Raw genomic sequence first — 14,832 nt, 5'->3', positions numbered from 1 at the left:
TTATGTTTACAAATAAAGATTATTTAAAATTTATTGAAGAATCTAAAGATAAAAAACTTGATATTGTAATAACAAGTGTAGTTGAAACGAAAGGTTCAACTTATGCCAAAGTTGGAAATATGATGCTTGTAAATTCACAAAATGAATTTACAGGTGTTTTAGGAAGTAAATATTTACAAAATAAAATACTAGAATCTTCAAAAGAAGCAATGATTAGTAAAAAAACTCTTTATTTTGAATCAATTCCTGCTGATGAATCATCAGGACATGGAAATTCAAAGTTCAAAATAGAGCCTTTTTTTTATGAAAATAATTATAATAATATTTCAGAATATATTAAAAGACCTTATTCAATTTTGATTTTTGGTTCAGGCGCTCATGTTACTTCGCTTATTTCTATGGCAAATTTGATGGCTTGGGAAACAACTATTATTGATATTAAAATCAATAAAAATTATGTTAATGAAGCTGATAATTTCATTGAAATACAAAATATTGAAGATATTTTGTCTATGGATTTAAATTTATATAATGCAGCGATTATCTTAAGTCATAATCCAAAAACTGATAATACTTACTTAAAAGCACTTATAAATTCAAATATAGAATATATTGGAATGATGGGAAATAAAAAGAATATGAAAAGAATTACAGAAGAATTTAATTTAAACAATGACAAAAGATTTTATGCTCCAATTGGATTAGATATTGGTGGAAATACTCACCAAGCTATCGCTCTTTCAATTTGTGCACAAATCGAGGCAAAAAAAAATGGAAAAATCTAAAAACTTAGCAGTAATTATTTTAGCTGCAGGAAAGTCATCAAGGCTTGAGGGAAAAACGAAACAACTTTTGAAATATCAAGATGAAAGTTTAATAAAAATTGCTGTAAAAAAAGCATTAAAAATTTCTTCTGATGTTTTTGTTGTACTTGGGCATGAAAAAGAACAATGTATGAAAGAGTTAAAAGATTTTAATATTAATATCGTAATTAATGAAAATTATCACCAAGGAATGGGAACTTCTATTTCAAAAGCAATAAAATATACCCAAGATTTTGAAAATAGTATGATTATGCTTTGTGATCAGCCTTTTATCCCAACTTCTCATTATGAAGAACTTAAAAGTTCTTTAATTTCAGAAGTAATAATTGCCTCAAAATATAATAATAATTCCTTGGTTCCAGCAATCTTCCCTAAGAAATATTATGAAGAACTTTTAAAACTCAATGAAGATAAAGGAGCTAAATCTTTATTGAATAAACATTCCCATATAACTTTAGAATTATCTTCTGAAATGGCAATTGATATTGATACTTCAGAAGATGTGGATTTATATTTAAGAAAAGATTCTAATAGCGTTATCTAAATCAGCTTGTGTATCAATTCCAAAAGATTTAGAAATGACTTTTACCATAGCGATTTTTTGTCCATTATCAATGGCTCTTAATTGTTCTAATTTTTCAATATTTTCTAATTCTGATGATTTTAACTCACAAAAAGCATTTAGTGATTTTTTTGTAAATCCATAAATTCCTAGATGTCCACTATAATTTGTATTTTCATGATGATCTCTATGATATGGAACTTTTGCTCGTGAAAAATATATTGCATTTGAGTGTTCGTCTAAAACTACTTTTACATGATTTGGATCATCTGCTAATTCAGAGCTTATTTCTTTATAACAAGAAGTTATCATAATATTTTCATCGTTTTCTTTTATTTGTTTTACTCTATTAATAACTGCTTGAACCACTTCAATTTCAATAAAAGGTTCATCACCTTGAACATTTATAATTATTTCATCTTCACTTAAATTTAAAATATTTACAGCTTCATTTATTCTATCTGTTCCACTATTGTGAGAACTTGATGTCATAACTGCATCAAAGCCGTATTTTGAAGCTAAATCTATAACTTTTTGAGAATCTGTTGCAATTACTACTTTATCCAAACTGCTTACTTGCTTTGCAGTTCTAATTACCATTGGTAATCCTAAAATATCAACTAAAATTTTATTTGCAAATCTACTAGAATTTAATCTTGCAGGTATAATTATCATTTATCTTCCTTTTGGCACTTTATAATTTCAAAACCTTATTTTTAGTGACATTATTATAATATAAAATCTTTAAACAAGCATATGAAAAGAGATTTTATGAAAAAAACAATCACAGTTATTGATACATTTGGATTTTTATTTAGAAGTTATTTTGCCCTTCCACCACTTAGATCAAAAGATGGTTTTCCAACAGGTTTATTAACAGGTTTTATTAATTTTATAGCAAATATTGGAAAAGATTTTCAAACTGATTATATAGTTTTTGCACTTGATGCAAAAGGTGATACTTTTAGGAATGAACTTTATGATGGTTATAAAGGTCAACGACCTGATGTTCCTGAGGATTTATTAAAACAACTTCCAATTGCAATTTCTTGGATTGAACAAATGGGATTTAAAACAGCAATTAGAACAGGTTTTGAAGCTGATGATATTGTGGCATCAATCGCCCACGATGCAAAACTAAAAGGTTTAGAAGTAAGAATTGTGTCTCATGATAAAGATTTATATCAATTAATTGAAGATGAAAATGATATTTATTTATTTGATCCAACAAAAAAAGTTATTATAAATGAAGCAAAATGTCTTGAAAAATATGGAGTTAAAGCTTCACAATTTACAGATTATCAATCACTTTTAGGTGATAGTGCTGATAATATTCCAGGAGTAAAAGGAATAGGAGCAAAAACAGCAGAAGCATTGATTCAACAATTTGGAACTTTGGAAAATATTTATGCAAACTTAGAAAATATTGAGAAAAAAAGATGGAAAACTTTACTTGAAGATAGCCGTGAAATGGCTTTTATTTCTAAAAAACTTGTTACTTTATCAAAAGATTGTCATCTAATTGATGATTTGAATACTTTTTTATTACCAGTTGAAAATCCAATTTTAAAAATTAGCGATATTTTACACCAATATGATATGGCAAAAGTTCTTGATAGAGTAAATAAAAATGGAATGAGTTTTAAAACTGAAATTCCAGTAGAAAAAGAAAAGAATGAAGAAATAAAATATGTTTTATTAAATGATGAAAGTAAATTATCTTTTGTAATTAATACAATTCCAAGAGATGCAATAGTTGCCTTTGATACAGAAACTACAGATATAGATACACAAAAAGCGCAAATTGTAGGATTTTCTTTTGCTTATGAAGAAAATATTGCTTATTATGTTCCTATTTCTCATTTTTATTTAGGTGCTCCTGTTCAAATCTCAAAAGATGCAGCGCGTCAAGCAATAATTCAACTAAATAGACATAAATTAGTTTTACAAAATTTCAAATATGATTATGAGATTATCAAAAATAATTTTGATATAGAGTTAAAACTTTATGCTGATACTATGATTTTATCGTGGCTTTTAGATACAAATGAAAAAGTAGGGCTTGATTATCAAGTTGATAAATATTTTTCTCATAAAATGATCGCTTTTAAAGATGTTGTAAAAAAAGGTGAAAATTTCTCAAATGTAGATATTTCAAGTGCGTGTGATTATGCTGCTGAAGATGCTTTGATGACTTTGAAACTTTTTAACAAACAACTTGAAGTTTTCAAAGAAAAAAATGAAGAAGAACTTTTAAAATTGGCTTTTGAGATGGAATTTGATTTTATTTATGTATTAGCAAATATGGAAAATAATGGAATAAAAGTTGATGTAAATTTATTAAAAGAACTAAAAGAAACAAATAATAAATATATTCAAGAACTAACAGCTCAAATCTATAAAATTTCGGGTGTTGAGTTTAATATTAATTCTCCAAAACAATTAGGTGTTGTTTTATTTGAAACTTTAGGCCTTGCCACATCTAAAAAAACAAAAACAGGTTATAGCACCGATGAAGCTGTTTTAAGTGGTTTAATAAATGACCATGAAGTTATTTCTTGGTTATTAAAATATAGAGAGGCTTATAAACTTCAATCAACTTATATTGAGCCACTTTTAGAGCTTGGACTAAAAAATAGTGATAATAGAATTCACACCTCTTTTTTACATACAGGAACAGCCACAGGAAGATTAAGTTCGAAAAATCCAAATTTACAAAATATTCCAGTTCGTGCTGGAAGTGGTTCTAAAATAAGAGAAGCATTTATTCCAAAAGAGGGTTATAAACTAGTAGGAATCGATTATTCTCAAATAGAATTAAGATTATTGGCTCATTATAGTGGCGATGTTGCTTTGGTTGAAGCTTTTAGAAATGATTTAGATATTCACTACCAAACTGCTGTTAAAATTTTTGGAGAGGAACTTGCAAAAGAAAAAAGATCAATTGCAAAATCTATAAATTTTGGATTATTATATGGAATGGGAAGCAAAAAACTAGGTGATACTTTAGGAATTCCATCAAAAGAAGCAAAATTTTATATTGATTCATATTTTGAAGCATTTAAAAGTGTAAAAGATTATTTAAAATCAATTGAAGATTTTGCACATATAAATGGTTACATTAAAACATTATTAAATAGAAAAAGATTATTTGATTTTGACTCAGCAAATGCCATGATTAAAGCTGCATATTTAAGAGAAGCTGTTAATACTTTATTTCAAGGAAGTGCAGCCGATTTAATAAAATTATCAATGATAAAAATTTATGAGAAATATAAAAATAATAATAATATGAGGATGTTATTACAAATCCATGACGAACTTATCTTTGAGGTTAAAGAAGAATTTGTTGAAGAAATAACGAGTGATTTAAAAGAAATAATGGAAAATGTGTATAAATTAAATATACCTTTAAAAGTGTCTGTATCAATAGGTAATTCTTGGCAAGAATTAAAGTAACTTTAATTTAATAAAATATTTAATATTTATTAATAATATTTTGACAAATTATTAAAATTTAGTTATTATTAGAAATAAACCAATATATAAAGAGAATTATTATGTTAAAAACAGTGAAAAATATTAGAAAGTTATATAATGCAAAACTACTTTTTTTAAGTAGTGATGAGAAAATAAATGAAGAAATTGGAAAAGAATTTGACGACTATTTTAAAGAACTAAAAGTAGCTTCAACTCTGAAAGATGCCTTAGCATTGGCATGTTCAAACACTTATGATATGGTTATTATAGATACAGATATTAAAGGTGTTTCTTTTTCTGAATTATGTTCTGAATTATCAAGTTTAGCTCCAACTTTACCAAAAATTATTATCTCAGAAACAGATGATAATGAAAATATCGTTACAGCAGTTAATTCAGGTGCATATACATTTTTATCAAAACCTTTAAGAGCAAAAGATTTAAAACTAGCAGTTATTATGTGTTTGAACCAAACAAAAAGAGGCGATAAAATAGAATTTGAAAATGGTGTGTATTTTGATGAATATAGAGATCAATTTTTTAAACCAGGTGGAATATTAATTGATTTCACAAGATTAGAAAAATCTTTTTTAAAATTATTAATCACAAGACGAAATGACATAACAGATTATGATACAATAAAAGATATTGTTTGGAAAGGTAAAGATATGTCTATTTATACTATGCGAAATATAGTAAATAAAATCAGACAAAAAACTTATTATGAAATTATCAAAAACCACTCAAACAAGGGCTATACAATAGATATTCTTAAGTCAAATTAAGAATGGCTATTTGCAAAATCTTAATAAAAAAGTTATAATATGAAAGAACAGGTTGTTTCTAAAGAAGAATTAATCCAATTGTTTGAAAACCAAATCATAGAAGATACAGGACGAGGTTGGTTAAAAGAGGGTAAAGTTATTGATATAATAGCTTTACATGATATAGAACCGAAATTTCTTCAAGATGTTACTAATGCAAAGTTCTATAAACTAATAATCAAAGGTAATAAATAATGTCGCATTGCCCATTCTGCAAAAAAAAGATTGCTATGAGTAAGGCTTTTTGCTCAAGAAGCTGTAAAGAAAATTATTTTCAATTAATAGCTATTCAAGTACCAAAACCTTTTTTAAAGAGAATTTTTGTATTTTGCACTCCTGAAGAAAGAGATGCCGAAATAGATAATTTTGCAAGTAGGCATGGCTGGAGATTAGATTTACTAAAAAATAAAATAGCTGAATTGGCTATTCAAGCTGGATATACCAAAGAGATTAAAATAAATAGTTAAAATTAACTATTTATTTTTCTTGTTTTTACATATAAAATCACACAAATTCCTAAAACTACAAGAGATTGTAAAATTCCCATTGTAAGCCAATTACTATAAATAAATCCTAATTGTGTGTCTGGTTGTCTAAAGAATTCAGCAATTATTCTTGCTATTGAATATGAAATTCCGTACATTAAAGCTAATTGCCCATCAAAAGTTTTTCTTTTTCTAAGATAAACTAAAATTGCAAAAACTACTAGTCCCTCAAGAATTGCTTCATAAATCTGTGAGGGATGTCTCAATACTTGTCCTACATAAATTCCCCAAGGAACATCAGTAGCACGACCTACTAACTCTTGATTGAAGAAGTTTCCAATTCGTCCAAATACATATGCTGCACTAATTCCAATTACTGCAATATCTGTTATAAACCAAAATGATATTTTATTTTTTCTACAAAATAAGTATGAAGCCAAAATAAAACCAAAAAAAGCTCCATGATAACTCATCCCTGAAATTCCAGCATAAACACCATCTATATAAGGATTAAATATTTGCCATGGATGAGTAAGATAATACATTGTATGTGTATCATAAAATAAAATATATCCAATTCTTGCACCTAAAATTACACCAATTTCAGCCCACCAAACATAAGAGTCAAATAGTTCATTTGTAATTGGTAATTTATCTCGTTTTATAAACCATTTTGCTACATATATTGCACTAATTAATGCAAGTGCATACATAATTCCATACCAATGAACAGCAATAGGTCCTAAATTAAAAGCAACAGGGTTAAAGTGTGAATATATATTTTGCCAAAATTCCATTTTTACTCCAATGCTTCAGCGATTAGTTCAATCGGATTTTTAAATTGAACATCTACATCTGCTAAAAATAAAGAGTTTGTAATTTGCATTCTACATGCACTACATTCAGCACTTACAATTTGTGCTTTTGTCTCTTTTATCATGGCAGCTTTTGGAGCACCTGCTGCTTTTGCGAAACTATATTTTTCTGTTTGCATAGTAACTCCACCAAATCCACAACATCTATTGGGATCACTCATCTCTTTTAACACATAATTTTGTTTTAGTAATTCTCGTGGTTCTTTCCAAATACCTTGCATTTTTTTAGCATGACATGGATCATGATAAGTTACAAGTTGGTCAAATTTTTTGCCACTGTTTGCTAACATATTTTTTAAATCTGTACTATTTTCTAGCCATTTTGTGGCCATAAATATTTTTGCTGATAATTTTTCAGCTCTTTTTTTCCATTCTGGTTGATTGTGGAAATAGTGCGCCCAATCTTGATTAATCATTGCGCTACATGTAGCTTCTGGAATAATAACAGCATCAACTTCATCAATCCAAGTTTCAAAATATTCGATATTTTTTTTAGCAAGAAAATCAACTGTATCAAAATCTCCTGTAAAATATGCAGGAGCTCCACAGCAAAGTTGTTTTTTTGGAATCATAATATCAAGTTCAAGTTTTTTTAGAATCTTAACTAATGAATCTCCTGTGTTTGTGTAAGTATAATTACTCATACAACCTATAAAAATAGCAACTTTATTTTTTTTAGTTTCTTCTATTTTTTTATTAGTAGCTGGAATATTTGCTGGATATTTGTTTAGAAAACTTCTTGAATCAGCAAAGGGTAAAACTCTTCCTTTTTTTACAATTGGTAAAGAAAAGCGAGGAAGTGCAGATTGTTTTTTTTCATCTATTTTTAAAGCACATGTTTGAAATACCCAACCTAATTTTGATAATAAATCCATAGTTTTTCTATGTCTTAATAAAAAGAAAAATAATCTTTTATACCAAGCAATACCGAATTTTTTTGCAATATCGCTTCTTACTTGCTCAATTATCATATCCGTTGGTAAATCATTTGGACAAACTTCTACGCAGTTTGTACATAAAAAACATGATTCAAATATATCTTTTGCTGTTTGGTCAAGCTCTAATTCATTTCTTTCATAAGCTCCTAATAAATCAATAAATCCTCTAGGACTTGTAGCCTCATCTTGATTTATATTAAAGATTGTACAAACAGGTTTACATTTTCCACATTTTACACAGTCATCTGAGATTGCTGTGTAATTAAATTTATTCATTGACACCTTATCTAACCTTTTTTTGTTTAAAAATTTTAATATTTACAATAAAAATTTAATATACAAAAATAATGGTTAAAAGTTGGTAAATGGCTATTTTATAAGCTATGGTAATTGTGATTTGGCTTTTATTTTTTGCTCTAAATTTCTATTTGTTCTACTTATTCCATAATTAGCTAAATCTAAATATTTTGTATTTAAAGTTAACATTTTTGCTTCATTATAAAGCTCATTTGCAATTTTTAGTTGATTATATGCTTCATTTATTAGTGCTAAATTATAGATAACTTCAAAACTTTTTTGGTTAAATTCTTTATCTAAATTTTCAAGTTGTGTTTTTGCTAAATCAAGATTTTTTGTTAAAATTAATTCAACAACTTTTTCAAATCTTTTTTCTTGTTCTTTTGAAAAAACTAAAGTATCTTTATCTAATTCATCAATTATTTCAATATCATAATATACATAATGTGGTGAAATATCATCTAAAATATCACTTGAAATATCATTTGCTATTTGAGTGTTTACTCTAAATTTATCCCTTGAATCAGGATAGAAAGGATAATAAGGATGTCTATCATAACACATATCATCAAAACTTGATTTATCATATGTTTTAGAGAATATTAAGGCATTTGTTATTGGTTTGATTAGTTTTATACTTGTTGTAACATTGTATTCTCTTTTTTCACAAGGAATACTTCTTATTTGGTATTCTATACATTCTCTGGTTCTGTTTTTTTCATCATATCTATAAAATCTACATCTTGAATAATCTATTTCACTTCTATAATAAACATAACTATTTAATGATGAATTTAAAACTTCCCCTGTTAATACAGCATCTGCTCCAAAGTCATTATATTTGACTTCGAATACTCTTTGATTATCAACTATTTTATTTGCTATTTTGTTTGCTATGCTTTCAGTTTGATTTACATCGTCTCTATAAAATCTATCAATTCTTATTGTATGAATTTTTTCATTTTCAATTTTTGAGGGTTGAAGAGCTTTTATTGTTAATTTTTTTGAGCTACAACCACTAATAAATAAAATAATAAGTACTAAGAATGTATTAAAAATAAGTTTCATTTAATTCCTTTAAAAAATTGTATTGTAGCTAATTTGTCTCAATAATAAGAAGAATTTAATACTAAAATGAGATAATAATAGATTCTAATGAATTTAAATAAAAGGAATTATATTATGGGCTTTTTTACAGCAGATTTGTGTGATAACTTTAGTGATAAAACAGAAGTTTTAGGAGCTGATTTTAAATCTTTTGGTGGAAGTAAAAAATTTAAAGGTGAAGTAATAACTGTAAAACTTGATAAAAACAATAAAGATTTAGCTACATTCTTAAAGAATAATGATGGAACTGGAAAAGTTGTTATTGTTGATGTAAATATGAGATATTTTGCTGTTGTTGGCGATAATTTGATGAAATTTGCAAGTGATAATAAATTTGAGGGAATAATTGTAAATGGTTATGTAAGAGATACTGTTACAACTAAAGAGTTTGATATTGGGCTTATTGCCAAAGGAACTTGTCCTAGAAAATATATTCCTGCTCAAGATGGACAAATAAGAGTTCCTCTTGTAATTGATGATGTTGAGATTAATTCAGGTGATTTTGTTTATGTTGATTCTGATGGAATAGTAATTTGCAAAGAAAGATTGGTTTAAAATGTATTTATTTGGTTTTGGTTCTTTAATAAATTTATCATCTGCACAAAAATCTTTTAAAAGAGTTTTAAGTCAAAATGATTTAAAACCTGTAAAAATAAAAGGTTATGAACGAGTTTGGAATGCAATAGAATCTATTGCTTTTGAAGATAAGAGTGTAAATGGAGTTTTTTTAAATATTCAAAAAAATAAAAATTCTATTTTAGATGGAGTTGTAATAGAAATTTCGCAAGAAGAATTAGAAGTTTTAAAATTAAGAGAAAAAAATTATAGTTGTATAGTTATAAAATCAACTGATGTTTTAGATGAAACAATAAAAAGCGATTTAATAGCTTTTATGACAACAAAAAAAGAAAAAATTGCATTTATTGGGCAAGAAAATACATTTATTCCAGTTAAATATATAGAAACTGTAAAAGAAGCTTTGAAAAATTATGATGATAATTTTATTAAAGGTTTTCAAAAAACTTTTGAAAATTATGATTTTCCTTTAAAAAATGGTTCTTATGTATTTACAGATCCACTTCAAAATAAAATAGCGCGAGAGGGAATAAAAAACTAAAATGAATCAAACTAATTGTTTTATCCATATTTCAAAACTTTGTAATTCAAAAAGAAAAACTGTAGATGAAAGTTGTGTTATAAAGAAAAATAACGATTTATACATAACTTATTGTGAAAATGATACTTTGGATAAATTTGAATATGATATGAATTTATTAGCTGGAAGTTCATCTTTTTTTTATTTCTTAAAAAAGAAGTTTTCATCAACTTTTATTTCTGTATTTTCTGTTTTTGTTATTCTTATAGGATTTTTATCAGTTTCTATATATGAAGATTTTTTAAAAAAAATTGTTTTTGAAATACCTTTTTCTTGGGAATTTAATGATTATATAGCTTTTGCTTTTGTTATTATTTTCTTTCTTGGTTTATTGATGATGCCATCAATTTTAGAAGCAGAGGGAAATGAATTTAAAAATCTAATTTCTTCTTGGTTTAATAAAGATATTAGAAAATTAAAGAAATTAAAATTAACGCTTTTTAATTTTGATGAAAAGATAAATATTCATCTTTATAATTTTGATTTAGAAGATGCAAATCATTGGCTTTGGAAGATTTTTACAAGTACGATTTTAAATAGATTTTTAAGTGTAAATTTTTATGTTAGAAATGACAAATTACAAAATATAACTAAAAGATTAAAAAAACTCGGAGTTTTAGATATTGAGATAATCAGAAATGAAAGTAGTTCTAAAAAGTGTGATATCGAAATTTTATTATCCTCAAAAGAGCAAAAACTATACTCTTTAATGCAACTTTGCTCAACTGTTATTTTAAAACAAAGAGATAAAAAAACTTTTATATCTTTGGAGCTTTTTGAGTATTGTGGTAAAAATTTTATAAAAGAGGAACAAGATTCCAAAAATCAACTTATTTTTGGATTTCAAAACTTTATAAATAGAAGTTTTGATGACTTTAAATTTTTAGCTCAAGAAAAATCATTACAAGTTTTTTTTACTTCAAATGTTACTTTCAAAGATTTAAGTGATGAAGAAAAAAGATTAGCTTATTACCTACGAAATCATATTGAAGAGTGTGTTGCAACTTTTGAAAATCCAATATCTTTTTTGATTTTATATTATTATGTAAAAGATATTGTATTAGATCAAAGACGAACTATAAAGATTTTGGAAAAACTAATTAGTTCGATTAAAAATAAACAACAATATGAATTAATTAATTTTTATTGGTTTGAAATAGCTGGATTTATGTTTGATTTTAATGATGTGAATACTTTTGAAAGTTCAAATAACTCTTATTATAGAAAAATTTCAATAGAAGCTTTAAATGATTTAGCATTTTTATTTGAAAGAAATGGTCATTTTGAACAAGCGATATTGTTAAATCAATATTTATATGAGATAAATCCAAATAAATATGCTTTAAATATTTGTTCATTATATGAAAGAATGGGTTTGTTTGAACAAGCTTATAATAGTTTACCAAAAGAGCTTAATTTAGGAAAAGATTTTAAACCAAATGATATAGAAGTTAGATATTATCAAAGAAAAGCTGTTTGGATTATCATTTCACAAAGAAATGAGAGTTTAAAACAAGAAGGAATAGAATCTTTAAATAAGTTAGAAAGTTTACTGTTTTCTCATAGTGAAGATAATAATCCTTTATGGTTATGGCATTTTTATAATATAAAAGCAAATTTACAAGAGTGGAATGAAAATTATGATGAAGCAATAAGTTTTTATAAAAAATGTTTATCAATACCAACTTTAGGAGCTTTTGAATATGGTGGAACTTTTGTAAATATGGCTATTTCTTATAGATATAAATATATTTTACAAACTTCAAAAGATGAAAAAACTATTGATAAATCAATAAAATTTGGGCGACTTGGAATGATTTTAAAACAATCAGTTGGAGATAGGGATGAAATGCCAGTTGTTTTACATAATTTTGCATTAAATATTTTATATAAAATTTCAAATATTATGGATTTATCTTTATGTAATGAAGCTTTAGAAACTACAAATGAAGCTTTAATTATACTTGACAAAACAAAATCAATAAAAAGATTAGGAATGGTTTTAATTGAAAATTATATTGTAAAAAGTTTATTGAAAATTGATACAAAAGATATAGTTTTAAGACTTGAAAATCATTTAATAAATTTAGGGCAAAGTGAGTTAAAACAGCTATTAAATGTATACAAAGAGTTTGAAAAAACCAATAAAATAAAAAAATTAGAATTTTTAGATAAGGAATTTGATGAATTATATAAAAAATAGCGTAAACCTAACAATAGGTACGATTGAAGAAAAAAGAGAAGAGATTAAAAAGCAGTTTTTACAAACTTATGAATTGGATGAAAAGCTTTTTGATTTATTAGAAGATAAAGAATTTTTGTTCCAACAACCAAATAGATTAAGACATCCTTTGATTTTTTATTTTGGGCATACAGCAACATTTTTTATAAATAAATTAGCTCTTGCAAATGTAATAAAAAAAAGAGTTAATCCTAGATTTGAATCGATATTTGCAATAGGTGTTGATGAAATGTCTTGGGATGATTTAAATTCACGACATTATACTTGGCCAACTTATGAAGAAACAAAAGCTTATAGAAATGAAGTAAAACAAATAGTTTTAGATTTGATTGATACTTTGGCTTTTACAATGCCAATAAATTGGGATAGTTCTATGTGGATTATTTTAATGGGAATTGAACATGAAAATATACATATTGAAACAACTTCGGTTTTACTAAGAGAGTTAGATATTAAATTTCTAAAAACAGAAGAAATTTTTTCTTATAAAAATGAAGCTTCAAACACTTATCCCAAAAATGAATTATTAGAAGTAAAAGGTTCAACCGTAACTTTACAAAAGAATAGAGAAAATCCTATTTTTTATGGATGGGATAATGAATTTTCTTTTCACAAAGCTATCATAAAAGATTTTCAAGCATCAAAATATCTTGTTTCAAATGGTGAATACTTAGAGTTTGTAAAAGAGGGTGGTTATAATAAACCTGAATTTTTTTCACTTGAAGGAAAAGAGTGGTTGGATTTTACTCAAGCTAAATATCCAACTTTTTGGATAAAAAAAGATGACAGTTATTTTTTAAGAGAAATAAATAGAATTATTCCTCTTGCTTTAAATTATCCAGTTGATATAAATATTTATGAAGCAGAAGCATTTTGTAAATATAAATCTTCAAAATTAGGTTTTGAAGTAAGACTTCCAAGTGAAGATGAATATTATGCTTTATATAATCACACAAATGCCCAAGAAAAAGAGGCAAATATTGGACTTATTCAATTTAATCAAAGTAGTGTAGATAAGTATAAATTTGATGATTTTTATGATGTAATAGGAAATGTTTGGCAATGGAGTATAACTCCTATTTATCCTTTTGATGATTTTATTACACATCCTATTTATGATGATTTTACAACTCCTACATTTGATGATAGACACGCTTTAATGAAAGGTGGCTCATTTATCTCTTTAGGAAATGAAACTTTAAAAGAGGCTCGATATGCCTTTAGAAAACACTTTTTCCAACATGCTGGATTTAGATATGTAAAATCTTCAAATGAATATAGAACAAAATTAAATGACAATGTTTATGAAACAGATGAATTAATTGCTCAATATTGCGATTTTCATTATGGAAGTGAAAATTTTGGAGTTAAGAATTTCTGTTTAAATTCAGTTGAACTTTTAAAACCTTATTTAAAAGATTTAAATAAGAAAAAAGCTTTGGATTTAGGTTGTTCAGTTGGAAGATCTACTTTTGAAATAGCTAAAATATTTGATGAAGTTATGGGAATTGATTTTTCTACAAATTTTATAAATGTTGGGATTAAACTCAAAATTTATGATTCTTTAATTTATAAAGTCAAAAAAGAAGGTGAAATTTTTGAAGAAAAAACTGTTTCTTTAAAAGAATTAGGACTAGAAAAAATCAAAGATAAAGTGACATTTATGCAAGGTGATGCTTGTAATTTGAAAGATATTTATACAGGTTTTGATTTAGTATTTTGTTCAAATTTAATAGATAGATTATATTATCCTCAAAAATTCTTAGATGATATTCAATATCGAATAAATAAAGATGGATTATTAGTTCTTTTAAGTCCATATACATGGCTAGAAGATTACACACCAAAAGAAAACTGGCTTGGTGGATTTATTAAGGATAATAAAGAAGTAAAAACTTTAGATACTTTAAAACTGAATTTGATAGGTAATTTTGAGCTTTTAGAAACTATTGATGTTCCCTTTGTGATAAAAGAAACATCGCGAAAATATCAACATACAATTTCTCAAATGAGTATTTGGAAGAAAAAATAGAGTTTTAAAC

Annotated in this window: 14 protein-coding genes; 10 read left to right on the top strand and 4 right to left on the bottom strand. The window is 25.7% G+C overall.

The features are described from left to right. Positions 1-2 precede the first annotated feature (2 nt). Positions 3-785: an XdhC family protein gene (locus B0174_RS04690; protein ID WP_108558502.1), complete on the top strand. Its 783-nt coding sequence runs from the start codon at positions 3-5 to the stop codon at positions 783-785. Further along, positions 772-1,368, top strand: coding sequence for a nucleotidyltransferase family protein (locus tag B0174_RS04685; protein WP_108558501.1), 597 nt, complete (start codon positions 772-774; stop codon positions 1,366-1,368). The genes B0174_RS04690 and B0174_RS04685 overlap by 14 nt, the downstream gene beginning before the upstream one ends. Here the strand turns inward: B0174_RS04685 and kdsB are convergent. After that, entirely contained in the window at positions 1,339-2,061 is a 723-nt protein-coding gene (gene kdsB / locus B0174_RS04680) for a 3-deoxy-manno-octulosonate cytidylyltransferase (protein ID WP_108558500.1), read from the bottom strand. The genes B0174_RS04685 and kdsB overlap by 30 nt on opposite strands. A 96-nt stretch (positions 2,062-2,157) precedes the next feature. Between kdsB and polA the strand changes: the two genes are divergently transcribed. The 4 genes from polA to B0174_RS04660 all read left to right on the top strand — a co-directional run bounded on the left by polA (position 2,158) and on the right by B0174_RS04660 (position 6,157). Beyond that, positions 2,158-4,845: a DNA polymerase I gene (gene polA, locus B0174_RS04675; RefSeq protein ID WP_108558499.1), complete on the top strand. Its 2,688-nt coding sequence runs from the start codon at positions 2,158-2,160 to the stop codon at positions 4,843-4,845. A gap of 101 nt (positions 4,846-4,946) precedes the next feature. Then, the gene (locus B0174_RS04670) at positions 4,947-5,651 is read left to right on the top strand and encodes a response regulator transcription factor (protein ID WP_108558498.1); all 705 of its coding nucleotides are present in this window, start codon (positions 4,947-4,949) and stop codon (positions 5,649-5,651) included. A 39-nt stretch (positions 5,652-5,690) separates the two neighbouring features. Next, a complete protein-coding gene (locus B0174_RS04665) occupies positions 5,691-5,885 on the top strand; it encodes a hypothetical protein (protein WP_108558497.1) in 195 nt (64 codons plus the stop codon). Then, a complete protein-coding gene (locus tag B0174_RS04660) occupies positions 5,885-6,157 on the top strand; it encodes a DUF2116 family Zn-ribbon domain-containing protein (protein WP_108558496.1) in 273 nt (90 codons plus the stop codon). The genes B0174_RS04665 and B0174_RS04660 overlap by 1 nt, the downstream gene beginning before the upstream one ends. 2 nt (positions 6,158-6,159) lie before the next feature. On the opposite strand, the gene lgt is transcribed toward B0174_RS04660, so the two are convergent. The 3 genes from lgt to B0174_RS04645 form a co-directional block, all read right to left on the bottom strand. Further along, complete coding sequence (gene lgt, locus B0174_RS04655; protein ID WP_108558495.1) at positions 6,160-6,972, bottom strand: prolipoprotein diacylglyceryl transferase; 813 nt, start codon at positions 6,970-6,972, stop codon at positions 6,160-6,162. A gap of 2 nt (positions 6,973-6,974) precedes the next feature. Further along, a complete protein-coding gene (locus B0174_RS04650) occupies positions 6,975-8,264 on the bottom strand; it encodes a (Fe-S)-binding protein (protein ID WP_407641246.1) in 1,290 nt (429 codons plus the stop codon). A gap of 105 nt (positions 8,265-8,369) precedes the next feature. Beyond that, positions 8,370-9,353 carry a hypothetical protein gene (locus tag B0174_RS04645; RefSeq protein WP_108558493.1) on the bottom strand — a complete coding sequence of 328 codons (984 nt, stop codon included), beginning with the start codon at positions 9,351-9,353 and terminating at the stop codon, positions 8,370-8,372. Positions 9,354-9,467: 114 nt separating this feature from the next. On the opposite strand from B0174_RS04645, the gene rraA reads away from it, so the two are divergent. Genes rraA through ovoA form a run of 4 tightly spaced genes read left to right on the top strand, consistent with a single transcriptional unit; the run spans position 9,468 to position 14,822 of the window. Next, entirely contained in the window at positions 9,468-9,947 is a 480-nt protein-coding gene (gene rraA / locus B0174_RS04640; protein ID WP_108558492.1) for a ribonuclease E activity regulator RraA, read from the top strand. Between the two features lies 1 nt (position 9,948). Next, the gene (locus B0174_RS04635; RefSeq protein WP_108558491.1) at positions 9,949-10,509 is read left to right on the top strand and encodes a gamma-glutamylcyclotransferase; all 561 of its coding nucleotides are present in this window, start codon (positions 9,949-9,951) and stop codon (positions 10,507-10,509) included. A gap of 1 nt (position 10,510) precedes the next feature. Further along, the gene (locus B0174_RS04630) at positions 10,511-12,751 is read left to right on the top strand and encodes a tetratricopeptide repeat protein (protein ID WP_108558490.1); all 2,241 of its coding nucleotides are present in this window, start codon (positions 10,511-10,513) and stop codon (positions 12,749-12,751) included. Next, entirely contained in the window at positions 12,732-14,822 is a 2,091-nt protein-coding gene (gene ovoA, locus B0174_RS04625; RefSeq protein WP_108558489.1) for a 5-histidylcysteine sulfoxide synthase, read from the top strand. Before B0174_RS04630 ends, ovoA begins: the two co-directional genes overlap by 20 nt. Positions 14,823-14,832: the final 10 nt, after the last annotated feature.

This window comes from Arcobacter caeni (genome assembly GCF_003063245.1).
Taxonomy (GTDB): domain Bacteria; phylum Campylobacterota; class Campylobacteria; order Campylobacterales; family Arcobacteraceae; genus Aliarcobacter; species Aliarcobacter caeni.
Note: the sequence above shows the minus strand (reverse complement) of the source record. Positions and strands in the feature narration are given on the sequence as shown.